The sequence below is a fragment of the Citrobacter sp. CRE-46 genome (genome assembly GCF_059615875.1).
In genome coordinates this window covers 2,382,146-2,409,042 of the sequence record NZ_CM184341.1, presented here as the reverse complement: position 1 = coordinate 2,409,042, position 26,897 = coordinate 2,382,146, and the positions used below count along the sequence as shown (strand labels likewise).

Annotated in this window: 24 protein-coding genes; 8 read left to right on the top strand and 16 right to left on the bottom strand. The window is 53.3% G+C overall.

All coding sequences use genetic code 11. From position 1 onward, the window contains the following. Positions 1 to 194 precede the first annotated feature (194 nt). The 5 genes from narI to AC534G_RS11520 form a co-directional block, all read right to left on the bottom strand. Positions 195 to 872: a respiratory nitrate reductase subunit gamma gene (gene narI / locus AC534G_RS11540; protein ID WP_038641116.1), complete on the bottom strand. Its 678-nt coding sequence runs from the start codon at positions 870 to 872 to the stop codon at positions 195 to 197. Next, the gene (gene narJ, locus AC534G_RS11535) at positions 872 to 1,582 is read right to left on the bottom strand and encodes a nitrate reductase molybdenum cofactor assembly chaperone (RefSeq protein WP_087856119.1); all 711 of its coding nucleotides are present in this window, start codon (positions 1,580 to 1,582) and stop codon (positions 872 to 874) included. The genes narI and narJ overlap by 1 nt, the downstream gene beginning before the upstream one ends. After that, the gene (narH, locus tag AC534G_RS11530) at positions 1,579 to 3,117 is read right to left on the bottom strand and encodes a nitrate reductase subunit beta (RefSeq protein ID WP_110497925.1); all 1,539 of its coding nucleotides are present in this window, start codon (positions 3,115 to 3,117) and stop codon (positions 1,579 to 1,581) included. The genes narJ and narH overlap by 4 nt, the downstream gene beginning before the upstream one ends. After that, entirely contained in the window at positions 3,114 to 6,857 is a 3,744-nt protein-coding gene (locus AC534G_RS11525) for a nitrate reductase subunit alpha (RefSeq protein WP_137347843.1), read from the bottom strand. The genes narH and AC534G_RS11525 overlap by 4 nt, the downstream gene beginning before the upstream one ends. 515 nt (positions 6,858 to 7,372) lie before the next feature. After that, entirely contained in the window at positions 7,373 to 8,764 is a 1,392-nt protein-coding gene (locus tag AC534G_RS11520; RefSeq protein WP_038641122.1) for a NarK family nitrate/nitrite MFS transporter, read from the bottom strand. 339 nt (positions 8,765 to 9,103) lie between these two features. Here AC534G_RS11520 and narX point away from each other — a divergent pair, with 339 nt between their 5' ends. Both narX and narL read left to right on the top strand, forming a co-directional pair. Then, complete coding sequence (gene narX, locus AC534G_RS11515; protein ID WP_496594549.1) at positions 9,104 to 10,900, top strand: nitrate/nitrite two-component system sensor histidine kinase NarX; 1,797 nt, start codon at positions 9,104 to 9,106, stop codon at positions 10,898 to 10,900. Beyond that, on the top strand, positions 10,893 to 11,543 hold the full coding sequence (narL, locus tag AC534G_RS11510) for a two-component system response regulator NarL (protein ID WP_038641125.1): 651 nt from the start codon (positions 10,893 to 10,895) through the stop codon (positions 11,541 to 11,543). Before narX ends, narL begins: the two co-directional genes overlap by 8 nt. A 21-nt stretch (positions 11,544 to 11,564) precedes the next feature. Here narL and AC534G_RS11505 read toward each other — a convergent pair whose 3' ends face one another. Beyond that, the gene (locus AC534G_RS11505) at positions 11,565 to 12,950 is read right to left on the bottom strand and encodes a YchO/YchP family invasin (RefSeq protein ID WP_051594520.1); all 1,386 of its coding nucleotides are present in this window, start codon (positions 12,948 to 12,950) and stop codon (positions 11,565 to 11,567) included. Positions 12,951 to 13,158: 208 nt separating this feature from the next. Here AC534G_RS11505 and AC534G_RS11500 point away from each other — a divergent pair, with 208 nt between their 5' ends. After that, entirely contained in the window at positions 13,159 to 13,512 is a 354-nt protein-coding gene (locus tag AC534G_RS11500; RefSeq protein ID WP_069324656.1) for a DsrE/DsrF/TusD sulfur relay family protein, read from the top strand. A 261-nt stretch (positions 13,513 to 13,773) separates the two neighbouring features. Then, positions 13,774 to 14,019 carry a DUF1883 domain-containing protein gene (locus tag AC534G_RS11495; protein ID WP_038641131.1) on the top strand — a complete coding sequence of 82 codons (246 nt, stop codon included), beginning with the start codon at positions 13,774 to 13,776 and terminating at the stop codon, positions 14,017 to 14,019. A 54-nt stretch (positions 14,020 to 14,073) separates the two neighbouring features. Here AC534G_RS11495 and AC534G_RS11490 read toward each other — a convergent pair whose 3' ends face one another. Beyond that, positions 14,074 to 14,769 (bottom strand): gamma-glutamylcyclotransferase, encoded by a 696-nt coding sequence (locus tag AC534G_RS11490; protein WP_069324657.1) that lies wholly within the window; start codon positions 14,767 to 14,769, stop codon positions 14,074 to 14,076. Between the two features lie 196 nt (positions 14,770 to 14,965). After that, positions 14,966 to 15,196 (bottom strand): putative cation transport regulator ChaB, encoded by a 231-nt coding sequence (chaB, locus tag AC534G_RS11485; protein WP_038641135.1) that lies wholly within the window; start codon positions 15,194 to 15,196, stop codon positions 14,966 to 14,968. A 274-nt stretch (positions 15,197 to 15,470) separates the two neighbouring features. On the opposite strand from chaB, the gene chaA reads away from it, so the two are divergent. Beyond that, entirely contained in the window at positions 15,471 to 16,571 is a 1,101-nt protein-coding gene (chaA, locus tag AC534G_RS11480) for a sodium-potassium/proton antiporter ChaA (protein WP_496594548.1), read from the top strand. Positions 16,572 to 16,626: 55 nt separating this feature from the next. Here the strand turns inward: chaA and AC534G_RS11475 are convergent, their stop codons facing one another. Both AC534G_RS11475 and AC534G_RS11470 read right to left on the bottom strand, forming a co-directional pair. After that, positions 16,627 to 18,318: an amidohydrolase gene (locus AC534G_RS11475; RefSeq protein WP_110497919.1), complete on the bottom strand. Its 1,692-nt coding sequence runs from the start codon at positions 18,316 to 18,318 to the stop codon at positions 16,627 to 16,629. Positions 18,319 to 18,346: 28 nt separating this feature from the next. Continuing rightward, positions 18,347 to 18,937: a TetR/AcrR family transcriptional regulator gene (locus AC534G_RS11470; RefSeq protein WP_110497917.1), complete on the bottom strand. Its 591-nt coding sequence runs from the start codon at positions 18,935 to 18,937 to the stop codon at positions 18,347 to 18,349. Positions 18,938 to 19,009: 72 nt separating this feature from the next. Between AC534G_RS11470 and bdcA the strand changes: the two genes are divergently transcribed. Beyond that, the gene (gene bdcA, locus AC534G_RS11465; protein ID WP_110497915.1) at positions 19,010 to 19,723 is read left to right on the top strand and encodes an SDR family oxidoreductase; all 714 of its coding nucleotides are present in this window, start codon (positions 19,010 to 19,012) and stop codon (positions 19,721 to 19,723) included. 46 nt (positions 19,724 to 19,769) lie between these two features. On the opposite strand, the gene kdsA is transcribed toward bdcA, so the two are convergent. The 6 genes from kdsA to hemA are packed head-to-tail and all read right to left on the bottom strand — an operon-like array spanning position 19,770 to position 25,074. Then, entirely contained in the window at positions 19,770 to 20,624 is an 855-nt protein-coding gene (kdsA, locus tag AC534G_RS11460) for a 3-deoxy-8-phosphooctulonate synthase (protein ID WP_038641145.1), read from the bottom strand. 35 nt (positions 20,625 to 20,659) lie between these two features. Beyond that, the gene (sirB1, locus tag AC534G_RS11455; protein WP_006684256.1) at positions 20,660 to 21,469 is read right to left on the bottom strand and encodes an invasion regulator SirB1; all 810 of its coding nucleotides are present in this window, start codon (positions 21,467 to 21,469) and stop codon (positions 20,660 to 20,662) included. A gap of 3 nt (positions 21,470 to 21,472) precedes the next feature. Continuing rightward, the gene (gene sirB2 / locus AC534G_RS11450; protein ID WP_038641147.1) at positions 21,473 to 21,865 is read right to left on the bottom strand and encodes an invasion regulator SirB2; all 393 of its coding nucleotides are present in this window, start codon (positions 21,863 to 21,865) and stop codon (positions 21,473 to 21,475) included. Continuing rightward, on the bottom strand, positions 21,862 to 22,695 hold the full coding sequence (prmC, locus tag AC534G_RS11445; protein WP_110497913.1) for a peptide chain release factor N(5)-glutamine methyltransferase: 834 nt from the start codon (positions 22,693 to 22,695) through the stop codon (positions 21,862 to 21,864). The genes sirB2 and prmC overlap by 4 nt, the downstream gene beginning before the upstream one ends. Next, positions 22,695 to 23,777, bottom strand: coding sequence for a peptide chain release factor 1 (gene prfA / locus AC534G_RS11440; protein WP_110497911.1), 1,083 nt, complete (start codon positions 23,775 to 23,777; stop codon positions 22,695 to 22,697). The genes prmC and prfA overlap by 1 nt, the downstream gene beginning before the upstream one ends. A 40-nt stretch (positions 23,778 to 23,817) precedes the next feature. Beyond that, positions 23,818 to 25,074, bottom strand: a complete 1,257-nt coding sequence (hemA, locus tag AC534G_RS11435) for a glutamyl-tRNA reductase (protein ID WP_038641154.1) — start codon at positions 25,072 to 25,074, stop codon at positions 23,818 to 23,820. Between the two features lie 211 nt (positions 25,075 to 25,285). Here hemA and lolB point away from each other — a divergent pair, with 211 nt between their 5' ends. Together lolB and ispE are read left to right on the top strand one after the other, a co-directional pair. Further along, positions 25,286 to 25,909, top strand: a complete 624-nt coding sequence (lolB, locus tag AC534G_RS11430) for a lipoprotein insertase outer membrane protein LolB (protein WP_003020792.1) — start codon at positions 25,286 to 25,288, stop codon at positions 25,907 to 25,909. Beyond that, complete coding sequence (gene ispE / locus AC534G_RS11425) at positions 25,906 to 26,757, top strand: 4-(cytidine 5'-diphospho)-2-C-methyl-D-erythritol kinase (protein WP_110497909.1); 852 nt, start codon at positions 25,906 to 25,908, stop codon at positions 26,755 to 26,757. The genes lolB and ispE overlap by 4 nt, the downstream gene beginning before the upstream one ends. The last annotated feature ends 140 nt before the right edge of the window (positions 26,758 to 26,897 follow it).

Below are 26,897 nucleotides of genomic sequence, written 5' to 3'. Positions count from 1 at the left end.
ACTTCATAAAGCATCAACACCCAATCCAACTGCAATGCCCTATCGTGCCCGCAATAGGCCTGATGCGCTGCGCTTATCAGGCCTACAGAGAGTTGACGTCTGCGTAGGCCGGATAAGGCGGTTACGCCGCCATCCGGCACACAGGCATAAAAAAACCCCGCCGGAGCAGGGTTTTATCTTACACAGATAACCGATTAGTGACGCGCGCGTACAATCTGGTATTTGCGGGTCAGATACTCGACCGGAACGCTCCAGATGTGCACCAGACGCGAGAACGGGAACAGCAGGAACAGCGTCATACCCAGCACCAAGTGCATACGGAAGATAAACGCCACGCCATCCAGATATTCAGACGCGCCGCCGTGGAAGGTCACCACAGTTTGCGCCCAGTTCACCAGTTTCATCATCTCGCTACCGTCCATATGCTGAGCGGAGAACGGAATGGTCAGCAGGCCAAGGGCACACTGGATAACCAGGATGGACAGCACCAGAATATCCGCACCAGTGGTGGTGGCCCGCACGCGTGGGCTGAACAGACGACGTTTCAGCAGCAACACGCCGCCGACCAGACACATCACGCCTGAGGCGCCGCCCGCAAACATAGCCATCTTTTGTTTCACTTCCAGCGGTAGCCACGCTTCGTACATCCAGTGCGGCGTCAACATGCCCAGAAAGTGCCCGGCAAAAATGCCCAGGATCCCGATATGAAACAGGTTTGACGCTAGGTTCATCCCTTTGCGATCCAGCATCTGACTGGACGCCGCGCGCCAGGTATATTGCCCGTAGTCATAACGCAGCCAACTACCGATCAGAAAGACAGAACCCGCGATGTACGGATAGATGTCAAAGAAGAACGTATTCAGGAAGTGCATTATTGCTGTCCTCCGGTGGTGATATTCAGATACTGCGGCGCAACGGCCCCGGCAAAACGACGCTGGTGAGCGGAGATTTCCGACTCACCACACCCCTGATCGGCGAAGAATTTCACCTGCTCTTCTTCCCAGACCGCATCAAGCGCTTGTGGTGTATCATCACGCGCTTCATCCGCAATTTTTTCAGCCACTTTGTCGCTGTCGATAACGGTATTCGCCAGTTTTAGCAGCAGATCAAACAGCACCGCATAACGGCTGTCACGCTGTTGCAAGCGAGCGCTGAGCAAAGCCAGAATCGGCGCGATATCCTGTAAACCACCTAACGCTTCGCTTTTCGGCAACTGCGCAAGGTATTCCAGATACAGCGGCAGATGATCGGGAAGTTCACGGCTGTCGAGCTGTAAACCGTGCTGCTCATACTGTGCCATCAGGTCAACCATCGCCTGACCGCGATCGCGGGACTCCCCGTGAACATGTTCAAACAGCAGCAGCGATGTGGCGCGGCCCCGGTCAAACAGTTCGCTGTAGGCGGCCTGTACATCCAGCATGTCCTGCGCGGTTAAATCGCGCAGGAAAACGCCCAGGGTCTGGGCATCCTCTTTATCCAGGTTCTCAGATGACGCGAGTGCATCGAAAAGCTCCTGCTGATGCTGCCATAAGGCAGCATCCGGGTACTCGAGCAGACGCGAAACAATGACGAGTTCAATCATTGGTGCGGCTCCGTTTTGCTGGTCACATCAACAGCGTCGATGCGGCGGCTGTTGAACAGATTGAATTTGGTATCAGAACCGTGGCAACCATCGCCGAAGGTAAAGCCACAACCGCTTTTCTCCGGGAATGCCTCACGCGCCAGTTCACGATGGCTGCTTGGCACCACGAAACGATCTTCGTAATTAGCAATCGCCAGGTAACGATACATTTCCTGTGCCTGCGCTTCGCTTAATCCCACCTCTTCCAGCGCACGGGTATCAACTTTTCCGTCAACAGTTTCCGCACGTTTGTAGTGACGCATTGCCAGCATACGTTTCAGCGCCAACAGTACCGGCTGAGTGTCGCCAGCGGTCAACAGGTTCGCCAGGTACTGAACCGGGATACGCAGACTGTCTACATCCGGCAGAATGCCGTTGCTGCCAAGCTCGCCCGCATCGGCGGCAGATTGAATCGGTGACAAAGGCGGCACGTACCAGACCATCGGCAGCGTGCGGTATTCCGGATGCAGCGGCAGCGCCAGCTTCCAGTCCATCGCCATTTTGTAAACCGGAGACTGTTGTGCAGCATCGATGACGCTCAGTGGAATACCATCTTTTAGCGCCTGTTCAATGACAGCCGGATCGTTCGGATCGAGGAACACGTCCAGTTGACGCTGGTACAGATCTTTTTCGTGCTCAGTGCTGGCCGCGCTTTCGATCGCATCTGCGTCATACAGCAGTACGCCGAGATAACGGATACGGCCAACACAGGTTTCGGAGCAAACGGTCGGTTGACCCGCTTCGATACGCGGGTAGCAGAAAATGCACTTCTCGGACTTCCCGCTCTTCCAGTTGAAGTAAATCTTCTTGTACGGGCAGCCGGTGATGCACATACGCCAGCCGCGGCACTTGTCCTGGTCGATCAGCACGATGCCATCTTCTTCACGCTTGTAGATAGCACCACTCGGGCAGGTCGCCACACACGCCGGGTTAAGGCAGTGCTCGCACAGGCGTGGCAGGTACATCATGAAGGTGTTTTCGAACTGGCCGTACATCGCCTTCTGCATGTTTTCGAAGTTCTGGTCCTTGGCGCGTTTTTCGAATTCGCCGCCCAGAATTTCTTCCCAGTTCGGACCGCTGATGATTTTGTCCATCCGCTGACCGGTAATCAACGAGCGCGGACGGGCAATCGGCTGCGCTTTGCTGCCTTCCGGCGCGGTGTGCAGATTCTGATAGTCGAAATCAAACGGCTCGTAGTAGTCATCCATACCCGGTAGATGCGGGTTAGCAAAGATTTTACCCAGCAGCAGCGCACGGTTACCCATGCGCGGTTGCAGTTTACCGTTGATTTTACGGATCCAGCCGCCCTTCCATTTTTCCTGATTTTCCCAGTCATTGGGGAAACCGACGCCAGGCTTACTTTCCACGTTATTGAACCAGGCGTACTCCATACCTTCACGGCTGGTCCAGACGTTTTTACAGGTCACTGAACAGGTGTGGCAGCCGATGCACTTATCAAGATTCAGCACCATGCCGACTTGTGAACGAATTTTCATTTTACGCTCTCCTGTACCTGGTCATTGCCTTCGCCATCCAACCAGTTAATGTTCTTCATCTTACGTACAACGACGAACTCATCGCGGTTTGAACCGACGGTGCCGTAGTAGTTAAAGCCGTAGGCTAACTGTGCATAGCCGCCGATCATGTGGGTCGGTTTCGGCGTAATACGGGTCACCGAGTTGTGGATCCCGCCGCGCTGCTGGGTGATTTCTGAACCCGGCAGGTTAACGATACGTTCCTGCGCGTGGTACATCATGGTCATCCCGGCTGGCACACGCTGGCTGACAACAGCGCGGGCAGTTAATGCACCGTTGCTGTTGAAGACCTCGATCCAGTCGTTATCTTCGATACCCAGGTCTTTCGCATCCGTTTCACTCATCCAGACGATCGGACCACCGCGTGACAACGTCAGCATCAGCAGGTTGTCGCTGTAGGTGGAGTGGATACCCCATTTCTGGTGCGGTGTCAGGAAGTTGAGCGCTTTTTCCGGGTTACCGTTAGACTTCTCGCCGATCACCGCTTTCACTGAACGGGTATCGATTGGCGGACGGTAAACCAGCAGGCTTTCACCGAAATCACGCATCCACTGGTGATCCTGATACAACTGCTGGCGACCAGACAGCGTACGCCATGGGATCAGCTCATGAACGTTGGTATAACCGGCGTTATAAGACACATGTTCATCTTCCAGGCCTGACCATGTCGGGCTGGAGATAATTTTGCGCGGCTGCGCCTGTATATCGCGGAAACGAATTTTTTCGTCTTCTTTATTTAGCGCCAGATGCGTATGGTCACGACCGGTAAATTCACTCAGCGCAGCCCAGGCTTTAACGGCTACCTGACCGTTAGTTTCCGGCGCCAGGGTGAGGATCATCTCGGCGGCATCAATGGCGGTATTAAGCCAGGGCTGGCCTTTCGCCGGGCCTTCAGCCTTGGTGTAGTTGAGCTTACGCAGCAGATCCATTTCGCTCTGGGTATTCCAGGCAATCCCTTTCCCGCCGTTACCGATTTTTTCCATCAGCGGGCCGATGGAGGTAAAGCGTTCATAGGTTGCCGGATAATCACGCTCTACGGTCATGATGTGCGGCGCGGTAACGCCAGGAATCAGGTCGCACTCACCTTTTTTCCAGTCCTTCACGTCCAGTGGCTGCGCCAGCTCAGCGGCGGAGTCGTGCTGAATCGGCAGCGTAACAACGTCGGTTTCTTTACCGAGGTGGCCCACGCACACTTCAGAGAATTTCTTCGCGATGGCTTTATAGATCTCCCAGTCGCTCTTCGATTCCCAGGCCGGGTCAACGGCGGCAGACAACGGATGAATAAACGGATGCATATCCGAGGTATTCATATCGTCTTTTTCATACCAGGTTGCGGTCGGCAGCACGATATCGGAATACAGACAGGTACTCGACAGACGGAAGTCCAGCGTCACCACCAGATCCAGCTTGCCGTCCAGTCCGTTGTCCTGCCATTCCACTTCTTCTGGCTTCACGCCGCTCTGCTGGCCGAGATCTTTCCCCTGAATACCGTGTTCAGTGCCCAGCAGGTACTTCAGCATGTACTCGTGGCCCTTACCGGAAGATCCGAGCAGGTTGGAACGCCAGATAAACAGGTTCCGCGGATGGTTTTTGCCGTTTTCCGGCTGTTCCGCCGCAAAGCGAAGAGAACCGTCTTTCAGGGCGTTAACGGTGTAATCCACCGGCGTCATGCCGGCTTTCTGCGCTTCTTCAGCGATACGCAGCGGGTTAGTCCCTAACTGCGGTGCAGACGGTAACCACCCCATTCGTTCAGCGCGAACGTTGAAGTCAATCAAATGACCGCTATAACGGGATTTGTCTGCCATCGGGGACAGCAATTCCTGTGCGGTAACCGTCTCATAGCGCCATTGGCTGGAGTGGTTATAGAAGTAAGAGGTGCTGTTCATATGACGAGGCGGACGCTGCCAGTCCAGTGCAAACGCCAGCGGCTGCCAGCCGGTTTGCGGGCGCAGTTTTTCCTGCCCGACATAGTGGGCCCAACCACCGCCGCTCTGGCCGATACAGCCGCAGAACACCAGCATATTGATCAGGCCGCGATAGTTCATATCGAGGTGGTACCAGTGGTTCAGACCTGCACCGACGATAATCATCGAACGACCGTGCGTTTTATCGGCGTTATCCGCAAATTCGCGGGCGATGCGCACGATTTGAGCGCGCGATACACCGGTAATTTTCTCTGCCCATGCCGGCGTATACGCTTTCAGGTCATCGTAGCTGGTTGCACAGTTTTCATCGTTCAGACCGCGTTCCAGACCGTAGTTGGCCATGGTCAGATCGTAAACGGTCGTCACCAGCGCGGTAGAACCGTCGGCCAGTTGCAGACGTTTAACCGGCAATTTGTGCAGCAGAATGTTTTCCAGTTCAACTTTATTGAAGTGTTCGGTACCTTCGCCGCCAAAATAGGGGAAGCCGACTTCAGCGATGTCATCCTGGCTACCGAGCAGACTGAGTTGCAGTTCGGTTTCATCGCCCGATGTACCGTCGCGCTGCTCGAGGTTCCATTTACCCTTTTCGCCCCAACGGAAACCAATTGAACCGTTTGGCGCAACCATTTCACCGTTGCTGTTGATAGCGACGGTTTTCCATTCCGGGTTATTTTCCTGGCCCAGAGAGTCAACCAGATCCGCTGCACGCAGCATACGACCAGCAGCATAATAGCCGTCGCGCTCTTCGAGCATCACCAGCATTGGCATGTCAGTATAACGACGAACGTAGTCGGTGAAGTACTGGCTCGGGTTATCGAGGTGGAACTCGCGCAACATGACGTGGCCCATCGCCATTGCCATCGCCGCATCGGTGCCCTGCTTCGGCGCCAGCCACAAGTCGCACAGTTTGGCGATTTCTGCGTAGTCCGGCGTAATCGCTACCGTTTTGGTGCCTTTATAGCGAACTTCAGTAAAGAAGTGCGCATCCGGAGTACGGGTCTGCGGGACGTTAGAACCCCATGCAAGAATGTAGCTGGAGTTGTACCAGTCAGCGGATTCAGGGACGTCGGTCTGTTCGCCCCAGGTTTGCGGAGAAGCCGGCGGCAGGTCGCAGTACCAGTCATAGAAGCTCAGGCAGGTACCGCCAATCAGCGACATATAGCGTGCGCCGGATGCGTAAGAAACCATCGACATCGCCGGGATTGGCGAGAAGCCTGCGACGCGGTCAGGACCATAGGTTTTGATGGTGTACACGTTAGAAGCGGCAATCAGTTCATTGACTTCCTGCCAGGAGGAGCGAACGAAGCCGCCACGACCACGCGCTTGTTTGAAGCTTTTTGCTTTGTCGGCGTCTTCGATAATGGATGCCCAGGCATCTACCGGATCGCTGTGCAGTTTTTTGGCTTCACGCCACATCTTCATCAGACGTTTGCGCATCAGCGGGTATTTCAGACGGTTAGCGCTGTAGAGATACCAGGAATAGCTCGCACCACGCGGGCAGCCGCGAGGCTCGTGGTTTGGCATATCTGGACGGGTGCGTGGGTAGTCAGTTTGCTGGGTTTCCCAGGTCACCAGACCATTTTTCACATAGATTTTCCAGCTGCATGAACCGGTGCAGTTTACGCCGTGGGTTGAACGCACGACTTTGTCATGCTGCCAACGCTGGCGATATCCGTCCTCCCAGTCCCTGTTGGTATTGAGAAGCTGGCCGTGCCCATCGGCAAAGGTTTCGCCCTTCTGCTTGAAGTAGCGAAACCGGTCCAGGAATTTACTCATCGGTTTTCTCCTGTAGGAGCCTGACGGCTCTCTGATAAATCGACATTGCTTATTTGCCAGCGAAGGTAACGCTCTGAAAGGGCGTGAGAATTGATAACGATCAAGGCAGACAGGGATGAAAAATGAGGGGCGTTTTTCACATACCCCCTAAGTGGGATATCAGTGAATTAATTAACGCATTGAATTTAAATAACTTTTTCAAATCCACTTATCATGCAAATGTTAAATTCTTTATAAGTGGGTATTAAGGGGTATCCCCCCTGCCAGGCATATTGCGAGCACCGTTCTCACAGAATGTTGTCATGTCACAACACAAGAGTATGTTGTAACTAATAGCAGGCAAAAAAAAGCGCGGTCTAACGCCGCGCAATGGATAATCAACCTACACTTCATCCTTCAAACTGCCTCTGCGTTGGCTGCGCTCGTTCTCCCCAGTCACTTACTACAGTAAGCTCCTGGGGATTTCTCACTTGCCGCCTTGACGCAATTCGAATGATTTTGTGTATACCACTTTTTTACTTTTTAGAATGACGTCCGTACACCGCCCAGGTGATAACCACGCAGGCGACATAGAAGATCACAAAGACTTTCATCGCATCAACAGGTGAGCCCGTTAACGCCAGGGAAGTACCAAATGCTTTGGGGATAAAGAAGCCGCCAATCGCGCCAATGGCAGAGATAAAACCGAGCGCAGCCGCAGTGTCGGTTGCCGCTTCACGCATCGCCTTCTCTTCTGACCCGCCTTCCGCTTTCACTCTGTCCATCGTCAGCTTGCGGAAGATAACGGAGATCATCTGGAAGGTTGAACCACTGCCCAGACCGGCCGTCAGGAACAGCGCCAGGAACACCGCGAAGAAAGCGGTAAAGTTGCCCCCTACGCCATTGGTTGGCAGCGTCAGGAACAGCAAGGCACTGAAGAGAGCCATCAACACGAAGTTCACCAGCGTCACGCGAGTTCCGCCCAGGCGGTCAGAAATTGCACCGCCAGCTGAGCGCGCCAGCGCGCCAATCAGCGGGCCAAAGAAGGCGTAATGCAGGATCTGTACCTCAGGAAACTGCGTTTTTGACAGCATCGCGAAACCGGCTGAGAAGCCGATAAATGAACCGAAGGTTGCCAGATACAACAGGCTCATGATCCACAGGTGCCCGCGCTTTAGCACCGGCAATTGCGCTTTCAATGACGCTTTTGAGGTTGCCAGTTCGTTCATACCAAACCATGCAGCCAGCGTCAGCACAGCGAGGAACGGAACCCAAATCCATGCGGCGTTTGCCAGATACAATTGCGTGCCATCCGGTTGCTCAACGCCCTGGCTACCAAATGCAGCGAAGATTGACAGTGAGACCACCAGCGGAGCAACCAACTGCATTACACTGACGCCCATGTTGCCCAGACCACCGTTCAGACCCAGCGCACCGCCCTGCTTTTGTTTTGGAAAGAAGAAGCTGATATTCGCCATGCTTGATGCAAAGTTCGCACCGGCAAAACCGCACAGTAAGGAGATAATAATAAAGGTACTAAATGGCGTGGTGGTATCCTGCACCGCAAAACCTAACCATACGCATGGGACGATCAGGATACCGGTGCTGAATGCCGTCCAGCGACGTCCACCAAACAGGGGAACCATAAAGGAGTACGGCACACGCAGCAGCGCGCCGGAAACCGAGGGCAACGCCGTCAACATGAACAATTGCTCCGTGGTGAAATTAAAGCCGACTTTCGGTAAGTTCACCGCCACGGCGCTAAATAACATCCACACGCAAAACGCCAGCAGTAAGCAAGGGACGGAAATCCACAGGTTACGGCTGGCGATTCGTTGACCACGCTGTTGCCAGAAGACAGGATCTTCCGGCCGCCATTCTGTAATTACAGCTCCAGATGCCCTTTCCGGGGCAGATGAGTGACTCATAGACACCTCTGATACTTGTTTCGATGCCTGCAACCTTAGGGTTTACAGCTGGAGGTAAGTTGATATAAATCAAAGGAAAAGGTGTCATTATTCATGCCTAAAATTTATCATCACCCTAAATGAGTACATTACTTCGGTAAAAAAGATGTGGTTTTTCACGCTTCTGTCGTCTTCTACTCCCCCCGACCCATGACCTCCCCCTTGGCTGGCAATTAAGAGGTAGCCCGTTTGAGGTATGGGTATACTCCAGTGTATCGCCGAGAATAACGCCACTGCCTGCAGCAGAACCGTTATTCAAAAGGGTTTCTGTTCTACGAAGACCCGAAGGAACAAGTCACCATGTTTAAACGTTGTCTCTCCCCGCTTACGCTGGTCAACCAGGTGGCGCTGATTGTTTTATTGTCTACTGCCATCGGCGTGGCAGGTATGGCTGTCTCCGGTTGGCTGGTTCAGGGCGTTCAGGGTAGCGCCCATGCAATTAACAAAGCCGGCTCGCTGCGTATGCAGAGTTATCGTCTGCTGGCGGCGGTACCCCTGGAAGCCGACGATCAACCGCTACTGGATGAAATGGAGAAAACGGCGTTTAGTCCAGAGTTAACGCGAGCCGCACAGCGCGATGGACAACAGGCGCAGTTAAAAGCATTACAGGATTACTGGCACACTGAGCTGGCGCCAGGGCTTGCCCACGCGCAAACGCCTGATGCGGTAGCGCAAGATGTAACGCGCTTTGTCGTTGGGCTGGATAAGCTGGTTACCGCCTTCGACCATACCACCGAATTACGCATTAAACGCGTCGTCCTGCTACATCGCCTGATGGCGGCATTTATGGCCTTACTGCTGGTCTTCACCATTATCTGGCTACGCGTACGTCTGCTGGAACCATGGAAACAGCTATTGGCGATGGCGCGAGCCGTCAGCCAACGTGATTTTACCCAACGTGCGCATATCAGCGGGCGTAATGAGATGGCGGCTCTGGGCTCGGCGCTGAATAATATGTCGGAAGAGCTGGCTGAAAGTTATGCGGTACTGGAACAGCGGGTGCAGGAGAAAACGGCCGGGCTGGAGCATAAAAATCAGATCCTCTCTTTTCTGTGGCAAGCCAACCGACGCCTGCATTCTCAGGTGCCGTTGTGTGAACGCCTCTCTCCGGTGCTGAACGGCCTGCAGAATTTGACCCTGCTACATGATATTGAGCTGCGGGTTTATGATCTGGAGGATGAAGATAATCATCAGGAATTTACCTGTCAGTCCAATGTCAGTTGCGATGAGAAAGGATGTCATCTGTGCCCACGCGGTACGTTGCCCGCGATAGACGGTGGTATCACGCTGAAATGGCGGCTGGCCGACGCGCATACCCAGTATGGTATCCTGCTCGCTACGTTGCCGAACGGACGCCATCTCAGCCACGATCAGCAACAACTGGTCGATACCCTGGTTGAGCAACTGACCGCGACGCTGGCGCTCGACAGACATCAGGTGCGCCAGCAGCAGTTGATCGTGATGGAAGAGCGTGCCACCATTGCGCGCGAACTCCATGATTCTATTGCACAATCGCTTTCATGTATGAAGATGCAGGTTAGCTGTTTGCAGATGCAGGGCGATGCGCTGCCCGAGAATAGCCGCGAACTGCTTAGCCAGATTCGTAATGAACTGAACGCCTCGTGGGCGCAACTGCGTGAGCTGTTAACGACCTTCCGTTTACAGCTCACCGAACCCGGATTGCGACCCGCGCTGGAAGCCAGCTGTCAGGAATACAGCGCCCGCTTTGGTTTTGCGGTTAAGCTGGACTATCAGTTGCCGCCGCGCCTGGTCCCATCGCATCAGGCGATTCACTTATTACAAATTGCTCGTGAAGCCCTGAGCAACGCCCTGAAGCACTCCCATGCCGATGAAGTCGTCGTGACGGTGGTGCAAAATGGCAAACAGATCAAACTCACAGTACAAGATAACGGCTGCGGCGTACCGGAAAACGCCGAACGCAGTAACCACTACGGCATGATAATAATGCGCGACCGTGCGCAGAGCTTGCGCGGCGATTGCCGAGTACGCCGTCGTGAGACAGGCGGTACTGAAGTTACTGTCACTTTTATTCCCGAAACAAACTTCACAGAAGTCCAAGGAGATACCCATGAGTAATCTGGAACCGGCAACCATCCTGTTGATCGACGATCATCCGATGCTGCGAACCGGTGTAAAACAGCTTGTCAGCATGGCGCAGGATATCACCGTTGTCGGTGAAGCCAGCAATGGCGAACAGGGTATCGAGCTGGCTGAATCTCTTGATCCCGATCTGATCCTGCTTGATCTCAACATGCCCGGCATGAACGGTCTGGAAACCCTCGACAAGCTGCGTGAAAAGTCCCTGTCTGGCCGCATCGTGGTGTTTAGCGTATCCAATCATGAAGAAGATGTCGTTACCGCACTGAAACGCGGCGCGGATGGTTACCTGCTGAAAGATATGGAGCCGGAAGATTTACTGAAAGCATTACAGCAGGCCGCCGCCGGTGAAATGGTACTGAGCGAAGCCTTAACGCCGGTTCTGGCCGCCAGCCTGCGCGCCAACCGCGCAACGTCTGACCGTGATGTCACCCAGTTGACGCCGCGCGAGCGCGATATTCTCAAACTGATTGCCCAGGGCCTGCCCAACAAGATGATTGCCCGCCGTCTGGACATCACCGAAAGCACGGTTAAAGTTCATGTGAAGCATATGCTGAAGAAAATGAAGCTCAAATCACGCGTAGAAGCGGCGGTTTGGGTGCATCAGGAACGCATTTTCTGATAACGAAGTCGTGCATCATGGTTAACGAGGATCATTTGCCGAAACGCTGATAAACGGTTCGGTCAGTGATAGCGTGATCTCATTGGAAGAGACACGCTGGCCCAGTTCATCCTCTACCACTACCGACAGCCGCCAGCGGTTTGTCGCCCCTTCTCTACTGTCCCACTTCGGCATAATAATCGTCCAACCCTGTGCGCTGCGGGTACTGCTGCCAGCGGTTAAGCTCAGCGCCTGAGTATCGCCCTGCCATGCAAGATGGCGAATCCCATGCAGGCTGCGCACTTGTACCTTCAGCGCCACCGTTTCTCCCGGCTTGAGATCCCAGGGCGGCGTAGCCAAAAATACCGACAGGGTTTTACGCTGGCGATACTCCAGCGTCGGCAAACTATTCCGCTGCGGATCGTCATAACGACTGCCGCGCAGCGAGCGGCTGTTCGCCACCTCGCTGACCATCAGCTGTTTTTTTAACGGAACGCCGAAACGATAATTCAGCGTTAATCCGAGGTTATTCTGACTGACGCCATTTTCACCCTGCTTATGCTGCGCAGTCATCGTAATCAGCGGCACCGGCGTATAGCTCAGCCCGAGGTTCACCGCTACCGGATTGTGATACCCGGTGCCTGAATGAAACAGATCCACCCGGTCGCCAAAATACTGTTCAACGCTGACGCTGGTATTGAGATGTTGATAGAACGGCATCCGCATTTGCGCGGTCAGGTCGTAGCCGCGAGCCATCCGTTGTTCCTGTGTGGTGGAACGATTCTGCCAGGAGGAAAACGGCTGGTAGTAGTTAGCAGATAAACGTAAATACTCGCCCCACGCTTCTGCACCTAAGCCGCCCCGGGGCAGATTTTCATCCAACAGATTGTCATAAAACGTGTTGTAACCCAGTAGCCAGCCGTCATGTACCCAGCGCTGCCCAATTCCCGCATTGCTGACTAAGCCCTCATCCTGTTGCGTTAAGCCTAACTGGCTCCAGGTAAGATAGCGTTGATTGTCCTGCCACGGAATAAACCAACTTCCCCGGCTGCCGGTAAAGCTGCCCTCTTTATCAACCTGCAACCCGACGCTGGCATTTCCCCAGGGAGAGAGCCAGGATTCCAGTTGTTGATTCACCTGTTCGCTGACCGTATCACGTACCTGACCAAACGCGAACTGCTTCGCCTGCTCGCCGGTATCAAGGCCGTTATCGGTCATACTGGCTTCACCGAATGCTTTCACCATTTCGGCGAAATGCTTTTCGCCTGCCCGCGATTCCGGCGCCATACCGAGATCGGGCAAGCCATCGCTATTGTTATCGAATGGGTTTTCAGCCTGGTGAATAAAAGAGGATTGTGCGCTGGCAGTACCCCCTGCCAGTGGCAAGAGTGCAAATACGGCGAGAGGGAAATAAATAATACGGCTCAAATCGTTAGTTATTTCTTAAATCAATTAATCAGGCACACTTAACCTAAACCATAACGTCTGCAGCAATTAATTGCAGCCTTTATCCCCGTTTTCGGGCTTTTCTGACCCGAATAATCAGGGGTAGCCACATGCTGTCTTTTCGATATCTGGTACAGGGAGTACCATACACGCCAGGAATTATCCCTCCCATCCGACAACAGGAGTCAAAATGCAAAAGATAGTGATCGTCGCGAACGGTGCGGCCTATGGAAGCGAATCGTTATTTAACAGCCTGCGTCTGGCCATCGCCTTGCGTGAACAAGAAGCCGGTCTCGATCTGCGTCTGTTTTTAATGTCGGATGCGGTTACGGCGGGATTACGCGGTCAGAAACCGGCGGAAGGATACAATATTCAGCAAATGCTGGAGATCCTGACAGCGCAAAACGTTCCGGTAAAACTGTGCAAAACCTGCACTGATGGCCGTGGGATCACCGACCTGCCTTTAATTGATGGCGTCGCCGTGGGCACGCTGCCAGAACTGGCACAATGGACGCTGGATGCAGATAAAGTATTGACCTTCTGACAGCACCTTACAGGCATGCGCACTGAAAGCGCCGGAAATTTCCGGATTTTATCTTAGATGGGCGCGGTTTCGTTGAACGTTAGCACGCCCTTTCAACCGTCTTGAGGAATTTTGTCACTTTTGTTTAATCGTTATGCCATTTTTTGATCAAAATCAGCATCCTGTTGCTCCCCCTTTGGTGTTATGCAATGAGTGAAATGTGAACAACATCACGCAGCACTTTCGACAGAAAGTACGTTGTTTTCAAGAACGGGGTGAAAAATGGCATTAGTGAAGGCGAGTTTAAAGTTATTTGGTGGCGATACGGTGGTTGTGCGCTGTTCCGAGCGCTGTCACATCCATCTGATGAGCGAGAAAAATCACGTCAAAGACACGCAGTCCGACATCTTAAGCGTGCAGGACCGTGATAACGCATGGTTGACCGTACCTTATACCGGCGTCTGGAACGTGCTGATCGACAGCCACAGTCAGTCGCTTGAGCATTCGATAAGTTTTATTGCAGCGTAATCGTGAAATGCCCGATAAGCACCTGGCTGTCGGGCACACAACATTCCGCCGACGCTATGCAAAACCTGGTCGTATAATCCCTTCCGGCAGGTTCTCTCCCAACAATCGTTTGACCGTAATCACCAAATCGTTAAGACAATCATCCTGCATTCCCAGCTTCACCAGTTCTTGTTCCAGCGAGAACAGATACTGGGCATTAGTGCCTAAAGGTCCACTGGCCGTAGCGATAAGCGGCGCGATCACCTGCGCGCGGGTATCCGACTCAAACAACGGATGGCGCGGATCCATAATAAAGACCAGCGCGTTCACCGTCCGTCCGTCATCCAGCGCCAACTGACACCAGGTCGGCAGGTAGCAACCGGTGATCATTTCACGCTTCCACAGCAGAGAAAGCTCTTGCTCCAGCGATGCGTCTGGTAAGCGATAAGCCACACCGGTAGTGCGTCCACCCTCTTTCAGGGCCAGCATCCGTCCCGGCTGACAGGCCGTTCCTCGCCCCGCCGTCAGACGCAGGCAAAATGCACGGTGCCAACCGACTAATGTCCCGGTACAGGACTCTTCAAATTCTAAGGCCGGGTTCCACATCAACGATCCATAACCGAAGATCCACACCGGTCCATCATCTGGTCGGCAAGCAAGCGTGGCGGCCAGTGAGGCTGCCCGTTGTTCCGCTGACCAGAGTAGTGATTCTTCAATAGCGCCAAACGCCGTCTTACAGTCGGCATTCAATAAAAAATCACGCGTTAACACCTTACACCTCCGCCACTGCAGCTTCCCTGCGACAACTTTTTTGACGCCTTCCGGGCATTTTTACTGCTCATTTTGAAACCAATAGCTGGACAATAGGCAATTCACCGCTCGCTTGCAAGCCAGTAACGGCGCGGCGTAGCACGATTCGCTAACGGATGACTCAGGCTAGTTTATAAAGGCATTATAATTGATACCGTTACGTCTTTTTATGCCATTTATCATCATCACCTTTTTGATAATCATTTTTCACCGCCGCCCACGCCACCTTGTGCGCTGTCTCTTCGCGAGTGGCATCATCGCGACGGTCAGATTTATCTTTATACTGTTCCCAGGCGCTGTTAAAGGCTTCTTTATAGATGTCCTGAGCATGGGATGGCAGAACATGCTGTACGCTGTCAGGCAGATCGCTTTTCGATTTATAGGGCATTGTGAACTCCTCTTTTTGGACTAAACCTTAAGTGTGGTTAACAATGCTGCGATGCGCCAATAATGAACATTTTTAAATTACTACCTCATCTAACCTTCTGTTAATTAAATACTCTATAAACAAGACATTTGTTTTTGGCCACTTAGAGATGGAAAATAAGCGATGCGGTAAAATTTCGTAAAATGTCACCTGCAAAACCGCTTTTTCTGTTATTTTTTACATTCTTAAATACTTTTATAATTATAAATACCTGCAGAGATGGAGAATTAACTTAATGACACAACTACATGAGGCGGTAAAAACCCGCCACAAGGAGACCTCTCTCGTCTTCCCGATTTTGGCGCTGGTAGTACTGTTCTTATGGGGGAGCAGTCAGTCACTACCAGTGGTCATCGGTATTAATGCGCTGGCCCTTGTTGGTATATTAAGCAGCGCATTCAGCGTTGTCCGTCATGCGGACGTATTAGCACATCGACTTGGCGAACCCTACGGCTCGCTGATCCTCAGTCTGTCAGTTGTTATTCTTGAAGTCAGTTTAATTTCCGCATTAATGGCGACCGGCGATGCCGCGCCTACGCTAATGCGCGACACGCTGTACTCGATCATTATGATCGTCACCGGCGGTTTAGTCGGTTTTTCATTACTGCTGGGCGGCCGCAAATTTGCCACTCAGTATATGAACCTGTTTGGTATTAAGCAGTATTTAATCGCCCTGTTTCCACTGGCCATTATTGTGCTGGTGTTTCCAATGGCGTTACCGGGAGCCAATTTTACTACTGCGCAGGCGCTACTGGTGGCGCTCATTTCTGCGGCAATGTACGGCGTCTTCTTGTTGATTCAAACAAAAACGCACCAGGGCCTGTTCATTTACGAGCATGAAGATGAGGGTGACGACGACGATCCGCATCACGGTAAGCCGTCAGCGCACAGCAATATATGGCACGCCGCCTGGCTCATCATTCACCTGATCGCCGTTATCGCCGTCACCAAGATGAACGCCAGTCCACTGGAAACCTTGCTGACTGAACTCAATGCGCCCGTGGCATTTACCGGTTTCCTGGTGGCGCTGTTGATCCTCTCGCCTGAAGGGCTGGGGGCGCTGAAAGCGGTGCTGAACAATCAGGTACAGCGGGCGATGAATTTGTTCTTCGGTTCAGTATTAGCCACTATTTCACTCACCGTACCGGTAGTGACGCTGATAGCGTGGGCAACAGGAAATGATTTGGTGTTTGCTTTGGGCGCGCCAGAGATGATTGTCATGGTCTCGTCGCTGGTACTGTGCCACATCTCTTTCTCCACCGGACGAACCAATGTGCTTAACGGCGCCGCGCATCTGGCGCTATTTGTCGCCTATCTGATGACGATATTTGCCTGATAACTAGTTTGGCGGGATCCACGGCCCTTTGCAGGGCCGTTTTCTTTTAGCGCGTTTATTGCTCCGGATAAACCTGTTGGCCATCGACAAACGTTAATAACGATTCCGTTTGATGCAGCTTGTCTGGCGCAATAGCCATAATATCTTGATTCAGCACCGCAAAATCGGCGAGCTTACCTGCTTGCAAACTTCCTCTTTGCTGTTCAGCAAAAGCCAGCCAGGCGGCATTTCGGGTATACATTTTTAACGCATCTTCCCGACTTAACTGGCGGGTGTCATGGCGTACTGAGCCGTCGAGCGCTTTACCTGTGACATGATATTCAATGGCATGCCACACTCCCGCAACGCCAATCCGCGTCGCATCTGTACCGCCGGCAACGATTACCCCCTGCTCTAACGCGGGTTGCACTGGCGATGATAGCGCCGCCACCGTTTTGCCATTTGCGCGTTCAATGGCGGGAGATTCAAAATATGGCCCCATCTGGACAGAGTAGGCTAAACCGAGTTTCTTCATGCGGGCAATCGTTTCGGGCGTACCGGTATTAAGATGCGCAATAGACCAGCGCAACGGCGCAATATCATGCGATTTAGCCACCTCGCTAATGACATCTAAAATCGCATCCGCACTGTCATCGGTATAAGCATGTATTTCAACGGCAACACCTTCTTTGGCGGCAAGCTGAAGCACCTTTAATTGTTCTTGTTGGGACTCTGCTGAGGACGTGAACCCAGATGACATCCGCACGCCATCATTCATTGCCATCACCAGGCTTTCACCGAAGCCCAGAAAGGCTATTCTGCCGTCATCATGCATTGCCGGGCGAAACGCCAGGCGTTGTTTAAACCATTCCGTTTCATTACCAGGCGGTGCGGATAAACGATATCCAACGCGTATCCTGAGAGGTTGCTGCTGCTGAAGTTTAAAGAAATCACGATAAGCTTGCTCATGCCCGGCAGAAGGATCGATAAACCCGACCACGCCGCGTTTATTTAAATAACGTACAAAGGCGTTAAGGTTCTTTTCCACATCGCCAGTCTGGCTAATCTGGGCGAAAAGCTGGTTAAAACTGCCAATGGTCCCGCGCAATTTCCCCGTTGCCAGCCCTTTATCATCGCGTTCTATCACGATACCTGCCGGAACATCCGGCTGTGGACTATTAAGTTTTAGGGTCTCGATAGCCTTTTGATTTAACAGCGCATAGTCATAAAGGCTTTGTATATATGCAGGATGATGAGGCAGCGCCTGATTCAGTTCCTGAACCGTCGGATCCCGCTTTTCAGCAAATTGTTCAGGTATCCAGGAACCCGCCACCGCCACCCATTGCTCAGCGTCTTTCTTTGCCGCAGATTGCGACAGTTTATTTAACGCATCGGGTAAGTTTTTAGTATCAAACCAGTAGGTTTCAAATAAAAATGTCCTTCCCCCCCGAATGCCATGCAGATGCGCATCAATTAACCCCGGAATAACGGTTTGCCCCGTAAGATTAATTTCCTTCGTGTTCGGTCCGGACCATTTTTTCACCGTTTCATTATTACCCACCGCAATAATATGCCGCCCTTTTACCGCCAGCGCCTGCGCATTGGGTTGTTGTTCATCCATGGTAATCAACTTGCCGTTATACAAAATAACGTCGGCCTTGTCCTGAGAATGCGCCAGAAATGAAATTCCTATCAGAATTGCGGCCAACGCTACGTTGCGCATAGCCGGAGGGGGAGTATTAAAGCAAAGTCCCAGTTTACCCATCATATTTATCTACCTTTTCATGTGATGAAAATCAGGAAAGCTGATGCAACAACGCCTGGCTGGCGATGTGTGCGCTGGATAGCAAACGTTCGAGCGTATGCCCACAACGGGCTTTTCCCGACAGACCAAGCATCGTGGTACTGATGTAATCGGTCAGGCTATCAGCCACTTCGGGATGGCGCTGTGCAATAAAGTCATGAATTTTATGTTCTGCAACCGAGTAGAAAGCCCGGGCCACCTGCCGCGCCTGCGGATCGTTGCTATGCGTGCCCTCCAGAACCAAACAACCAGGCGCATGCGGATCCGCGGCGTAGCGTCGCGCCGCCTCTTCAAGCAACGCAGCAAGGCTTTCGGCAACCGGTCTGTCAGAACGCAAAATGTCATCAAACGGGATCGCATCGGTTTGTACATAGCGACCAAGCACGCGTTCATAAAGACCGATTTTGTTCCCAAAAGCGGCATAAAAACTGGGGGGTTTGATGTTCAGGGCCTGCGTAACATCCGCTACGCTCACAGCGTCGTATCCATGCGCGTGAAATAAGGGCTGTACTTTGGCAACAGCCAGTTCCGGATCAAAATTACGTGGTCGGCCTGGGGCGCGCGAACATTTTGTAGTGCTCATTACAAATCCATTGACAGAAAACCATGCACCCATTATATATCGATCACTACATAATTGTTCAAGGAGTATCTCATGTCCCCATTTAACGGCAAATCAGTTCTGGTTCTTGGCGGCAGTCGGGGGATTGGCGCGGCTATTGTGCGCCGTTTCGCCGCAGATGGCGCAGCGGTTACCTTTACCTATTCAGGCTCCGCAGACGCTGCAAAAGCGCTTGCGGAAGAAACAGGTTCCCACATGACGCAAACCGATAGCGCCGATCGCGATGCCGTTATTAACCGGGTACGGGAAAGCGGCCCGCTGGATGTGTTAGTGGTGAATGCAGGAATTGTGCTGTTCGGCGACCCGCTGGAGCAGGATCCCGATGACGTTGAGCGCCTGTTCCGCATTAATATCCACGCCCCCTGGTATGCGGCAGTAGAAGCGGCACGACAAATGCCTGACGGCGGGCGGATTATCATTATTGGTTCAGTTAACGGCGATCGTATGCCAATTGCCGGTATGGCTTCCTACGCGTTAAGCAAATCTGCTCTGCAAGGCCTGGCAAGAGGGCTGGCCCGTGATTTCGGCGCGCGTGGCATTACGGTCAACGTAGTGCAACCGGGGCCCATTGATACTGACGCTAATCCAGCAGAAGGTCCATTGAAAGAGCTGATGCACAGCTTTATGGCGCTAAAACGCCACGGTCGACCAGAAGAAGTGGCCGGAATGGTTGCCTGGCTGGCTGGTCCGGAGGCCGGGTTTGTGACGGGAGCTATGCATACAATTGATGGGGCGTTTGGCGCCTGACAGTAATTACAGGCCGGAGACAAGCGCCCCGGCCTGTTCAGCTGTCTTAGTTCTCAGTATCGAGCTCGTCGAAGCTTTTCACCAGATCATCAATCGCTTTGATCTGCGTGAGGAACTGTTCCAGTTTCGCCAGCGGCAGTGCGGATGGACCATCGCATTTCGCATTGGCTGGATCCGGATGCGCTTCAATAAACAGACCTGCCAGACCTACCGCCATGCCCGCGCGCGCCAGTTCAGTCACCTGACCACGACGGCCGCCGCTTGCGGCGCCAAACGGGTCACGGCACTGCAGCGCATGGGTGACGTCGAAAATCACCGGCGAATTGCCAGAGACCTTTTTCATCACGCTAAAGCCCAGCATATCCACAACCAGGTTGTCATAGCCGAAGTTCGCGCCACGGTCACACAGGATAACCTTATCGTTACCGCCTTCATGGAATTTATCCACGATATTACCCATCTGACCCGGACTTACGAACTGCGGTTTTTTCACGTTGATAACGGCACCGGTTTTCGCCATCGCTTCCACCAGATCGGTCTGGCGAGCGAGGAATGCCGGCAGTTGAATCACATCCACCACGTCAGCAACAGGCTGTGCCTGGCTGGCTTCGTGAACGTCGGTGATCACTTTTACGCCAAAAGTTTGCTTCAGCTCCTGGAAGATTTTCATCCCTTCTTCAAGGCCCGGTCCACGGTAAGAGTGGATGGAAGAACGGTTGGCTTTATCAAAGGAGGCTTTAAACACGTAAGGGATACCCAGTTTTTGAGTAACGGTTACGTAGTGCTCACAAATGCGCATCGCCAGATCGCGGGATTCCAGCACGTTCATTCCGCCAAACAGCACGAACGGCAGGTCATTTGCCACGTTGATGTCGCCAATGCTAACCACTTTTTGTTTCATAGGATCGCCTTAAACGGTAGGTAAAGTGTCATTAATCAATGCAATACAATTTGTTTGTGCGAAATGGTATTAATCTGCGCACGAATCATTTCGCTGATCGGGTCTTCCGGACACTGCTCAACGAAATAACTTAAATCTGTCAGCGCAACATGTTCACACTCCAGTTGCGCATATATCAATCCCCGATCGCGTATTTCATACGGGTCTTCAGGATTAAACTGTAATAATGCTTCACTGGCTCGCAGCGCCAGTTCCATTTGCCGCTCTTCCATCAGCGATGATTTCAACGTGTCGAGCAGTTTGCGGATCACTTCTGCGTTATCCGCTTCATCCAGATCTTCATTAAACAGTTCCGCGACCGGGCTGATGTTCCCCTTCAGCCACACTTCCAGCGTGTGTTCATTTAACGTTTCGCCATTGAACGGATTGATTAGCCACATTTCGCCATCAAGCGATTCAATGCGCAGGATGAGTTGTGTCGGGAAAATCACCGGTACCAGCGGCAGATCCAGTCGGTTGGCAATCCATAATAAGATCGCGCCCAACGACACCGCACTGCCCTGACGATTTTTCAGAACCTGGTCGAGCCATAGTGCATCAGAAAGACGATAGACGCCGTGGGTATCCGTAAACCCCCATTCGCCGTAAAAAAGTGCCAGCAGTTTTTCCAGTTGCTCATCCTGAGACAGGAGCTGGCTAATTTCTTCTTGCGCCAGACTGACCAGACGTTCCAGTTCGTCATAGACAGTTTGTGTTGGAAAATCCAGACGGATAGACTCCGACGCCAGGATCATCCCATCACACAATGGCGCTTTATTAAATTCGAAATCAGCTAACGACCTCATGACTTACCCCAGTAACGGTATTTTTGTGGTGGCGAGTTTAATGATGATGTACAGCACCACCAACGCCAGCGGAAATGCGACTAATCGCGCCTGCTGGCTGCGCGCCCGACGGTAATCGAGCGCAATAAAACCCAAAACGATGTAAATGATAACCCCAAACAGCTTTTCAGTCAGCCATGTCCCTTGTTCGGTGAATGGCAGGATGTGCGTTTTAACCATTAACGCCACGCCGCTGAGTAATAAAACGGTATCCACCACCGGCGGCACAATGCGCGTCCAGCGGGCACGGGCTAAACGCGCGTCGGTGTAACGCCACCAAAAACGCAGCATCAGCAGACTAACGGAAAGCGCAATGCTGATGAGATGAACGTTGAGTAACACACTGATGGTACTCATGATGGGATGCGTCCAAGCGTAATTCGCTCGTTGCCGCCATAATCACGGCAGGTTTCAACCGCCAGATAACCCGCGCGCGTAAAGGCATCGCGCACGGCCTCACCCTGCTGCCAGCCATGTTCCAGCAACAGATAGCCGCCGGGCGTTAACACGAGCTGAGACTGGTCAATAATATGTACGATATCCGCCAGCCCCTGATCGCCCGCCACCAGCGCCGACAGCGGCTCAAAGCGCACATCGCCCTGCGCCAGATGCGGATCCTGTTCGTCGATGTACGGAGGATTGCTGACAATCATGTCAAACTGCTGCCCCTGCAAAGCGCTAAACCAGTCGCTTTGCAGCACGCGAACATTGCCGATAGCCAGGTGCTGCGTATTACTCATAGCCAGCGCCACGGCATCCGGCATCCGATCAACCGCCGTCACCGCGCAATCCGGACGCTCGGTTGCCAGCGCCAGGGCAATCGCGCCCGTACCGGTCCCCAGATCGAGAATGCGACATGCACAGGCTGGCAGGCGAGCCAGCGCCTGCTCCACCAGACACTCGGTATCCGGACGCGGAATCAGCGTGGCTGGCGATACAAACAGCGGCAGCGACCAAAACTCGCGAACGCCGGTTAAGTGCGCCACGGGTTCGCCCCGCTGACGCCGCTCCAGTAATGTGTCGAGCTGCTGACGCTGCGCCTCGGTTAACAGCGTTTCGCCAAAAGCCAGAATAAAGGTGCGCCCCTTACCGGTAACGAACTCGAGTAAAATCTCGGCGTCACGGCGCGGGCTTTCGCTTGCCGGTAATTGGCTTATCGCTTCACGCAGCCAGTGCTGATAGTCCATCAATCCTGCTCGGACAATGCCGCCAGTTGGTCGGCCTGGTATTCCTGGACAATTGGCTCAATGAGCATATCCAGTTTGCCTTCCATCGCTTCATCCAGACGGTAGAGCGTCAGGTTAATGCGGTGATCGGTCACGCGCCCCTGCGGGAAGTTATAGGTGCGGTTGCGATCGCTGCGATCGCCGCTGCCCAGCAGGTTGCGACGTTCAGAGGCTTCCGCCTGTTGACGCCTTGCCACTTCGGCCGCACGAATGCGCGCCCCCAGCACCGACATCGCTTTCGCTTTGTTTTTATGCTGTGAACGTTCGTCCTGACATTCCACCACGATGCCGGTTGGCAAGTGGGTAATACGGATTGCGGAGTCGGTGGTGTTAACGTGCTGGCCCCCTGCGCCTGATGAGCGGAAGGTATCAATACGCAGATCGGCCGGGTTGATGTCCGGCAGTTCAGCATCCGGCAGTTCCGGCATGACCGCGACCGTACAGGCAGAGGTGTGAATTCGTCCCTGTGATTCCGTCGCCGGGACGCGCTGCACGCGATGACCGCCGGACTCAAATTTCAGTCGGCCATAAACGCCTTCGCCGCTAATCTTGGCAATGACTTCTTTAAATCCGCCATGCTCGCCTTCGCTGGCGCTCATGATCTCAACCCGCCAGCGACGCGATTCAGCGTAACGGCTGTACATGCGGAACAGATCGCCGGCAAACAGCGCCGCTTCATCACCACCGGTTCCCGCGCGCACTTCGAGGAAGGCGTTACGTTCGTCATCAGGATCTTTCGGTAACAGCAGAACCTGTAGGTGTTGTTCCAGCTGTTCACATTTCTCTTTTGCTTCGCGCAGTTCATCCTGCGCCATTTCACGCATTTCAGGATCGTCGAGCATCATCTGAGCCGTCTCGATATCTTCCTGAACCTGTTGCCAGTCCGTAAAACAGCGCGATACATCGCTTAATTGGGCATATTCGCGCGACAGTGCACGAAAACGTTCCTGGTCTGCGATAGTACCCGCATCGCCGAGCAGCGCCTGAACTTCTTCATGGCGTTCATGCAGGGCTTCCAGTTTGGCAACGATAGAAGGCTTCATAGGCGTAAATGCACCCTGTAAAAATAAGATTGGTGTGCTGCTACTCCAGCCCGAGGCTGTCGCGCAGAATATTCAGGCGTTCACTATCCCCGTCACGGGCGGCCTGTTGAAGTGATTTGGTTGGTGCATGGATCAGGCGGTTAGTCAGTTTCCAGGCCAGATCCTGCATAATGGCTTGCGCATCACCGCCCTGTTGAAGAGCGGCCAACGCTTTGGCGGTCAGTTCATCACGGATCTGTTCTGACTGACTGCGATACTCGCGGATAGTGTCGCTTGCGCCCTGGGCACGCAGCCAGGCCATAAACTCACTGGTTTCCTGCGCTACAATCGTTTCGGCTTCCACAGCAGCCGCTTTGCGCTGCGCCAGGTTATGCGAAATGATGCTTTGCAGATCGTCAACGCTGTACAAGTAGGCGTTGGACAATTTGCCCACTTCCGGCTCGACATCGCGCGGTACGGCGATATCCACCAGCAACATAGGCTGGTTGCGACGGTTTTTAAGCGCACGCTCTACCATTCCTTTACCGATAATCGGCAGCGGACTGGCGGTTGAGCTGATAATGATATCTGCATCCTGCAAGCGGGCGTCGATATCGCTCAATGAAATCACTTCGGCTCCGACTTCATCCGCCAGCACCTGCGCGCGTTCCCGCGTACGGTTGGCGATGATCATATTCTTCACTTTGTGTTCGCGCAAATGACGCGCGACCAGCTCGATGGTCTCGCCTGCGCCGACTAACAGCACGGTTACCGTGGAGAGCGATTCAAAGATCTGCCGCGCCAGCGTACAGGCGGCAAAAGCCACGGAAACTGCGCTGGCGCCGATATCGGTTTCGGTACGGACACGTTTAGCGACAGAGAACGATTTCTGGAACATGCGCTCCAGCGCACTGGCGTTCTGGTGGCCTTTCTGCGAATCCGCAAAGGCTTTTTTCACCTGTCCCAAAATCTGCGGCTCGCCAAGCACCAGCGAATCCAGACCACTGGCAACACGCATCAGATGGCTGACGGCGTCATTGTCCTGGTGCCAGTAGAGGCTATTGCGCAGATCTTCTTCATTAAGATTATGGTATTCGCACAACCAGCGAATCAACGCTTCTTGCAGGTTATCCTGCTCTTCCACGCTGAGGTAAATCTCTGTGCGGTTACATGTCGACAGCACTACCCCGCCCTGCACCATTGGCAGCGCTTGCAGGCTGTCCAGCGCCTGATCGAGCGTATCCGGCGAAAACGTTACGCGTTCTCGCAGCGATACAGGTGCCGTTTTATGGTTAATACCAAGCGCTAAAAGGGTCATGTGAGCGGGAATAGTACCAGCGTTGATAAGGTTAGACTGGGTGCATCATACAGGATGCGTGCGGTCAATAAAAGAGACAGCCCCCTTTTGGAGTAATAGCTTAGCGCACAAATTTAAGTGATTTAAGATAACTTGAACGTAGACGATATCAGATGGTGGCGCTAGCATTGAGAGTTATAACTGCAACGTATCTCAAGGATTTGTCATCATTATGACCCTGCCTGATTTTCGCCTGATTCGCCTGCTGCCCCTTGCAGCCCTGGTTCTTAGTGCCTGTACCCTCAACGCGCCGAAAGGTCCCGGCAAAAGTCCCGATTCCCCGCAGTGGCGCCAGCACCAGCAGGAAGTACGCGCCCTGAACCAATATCAGACGCGCGGTGCGTTCGCTTATATCTCCGATCAACAGAAAGTGTATGCCCGCTTTTTCTGGCAGCAAACCGGACAGGATCGCTATCGTCTGCTGCTGACCAACCCGCTGGGAAGCACGGAACTGGAACTCAATGCGCAGCCGGGCAACGTTGAACTTGTCGATAACAAAGGTAAGCACTACACCGCCGACGACGCCGAAGAGATGATTGGTAAACTGACCGGCATGCCTATTCCGTTGAATAGCCTGCGCCAGTGGATCCTTGGCCTGCCGGGTGACGCTACCGATTACAAGCTCGACGACCAATATCGTCTGAGTGAAGTGAACTACAGCAAAGACGGTAAAAGCTGGAAAGTGGTCTATAGCGCCTACGACAGCAAAACGCAGCCTGCGATGCCGGCCAACATGGAACTGTCCGACGGCTCCCAGCGTATTAAGCTGAAAATGGATAACTGGATTGTGAAATGATGAGCCATTGGCCCTCTCCGGCAAAACTGAATTTGTTTTTATACATTACCGGGCAGCGTGCGGACGGTTACCACACGCTGCAGACGTTATTCCAGTTTCTCGATTATGGCGACGAGATTGGCATCAATCTGCGCCACGACGGTGAAATTCATCTCTTAACCCCGGTGGAAGGCGTTGCGCATGAAGATAACCTGATCGTGCGCGCGGCGCGTTTGCTGATGAAGACGGCGTCTGCGAGCGATTGCCTGCCCGCAGGAAGCGGCGCGGACATCAGTATCGAAAAACGCCTGCCGATGGGTGGCGGCCTGGGCGGCGGTTCGTCAAATGCGGCCACCGTTCTGGTGGCGCTGAATCATCTCTGGCAGTGCGGGCTTTCGGTTGATGAACTGGCGGCAATCGGCTTGACGCTGGGGGCGGATGTTCCCGTGTTCGTGCGCGGTCACGCAGCTTTTGCCGAAGGGGTGGGAGAAATTCTGACGCCGGTCGATCCCCAGGAAAAATGGTATCTGGTCGCTCATCCGGGAGTCAGTATTCCAACGCCGGTCATTTTTAACGATCCTGACCTCCCGCGTAACACGCCAAAAAGGTCAATAAAAACGTTACTAAAATGTGAATTCGGCAATGATTGCGAGGTTATCGCAAGAAAACGTTTTCGCGAGGTTGATGCGGCGCTTTCCTGGCTGTTAGAATACGCGCCGTCGCGCCTGACTGGTACAGGGGCCTGTGTCTTTGCTGAATTTGATACAGAGTCTCGTGCTCGCCAGGTGCTTGAGCAAGCCCCGGAATGGCTCAAAGGCTTTGTGGCGAAAGGCGTCAACCTCTCCCCTTTGCATAGAGCGTTACTCTAAATCATTCGGGTTTCAGGAAGATGGCGAGATGACGGAGCGCCTGGCGCATACAACAGTATGTACTGGTGTGAGGAATTAACGCCAACGCACATGAAACGCGAAGGATGAAGGGTAAACCGGGCAAGCTGAGTTGCGGTGAC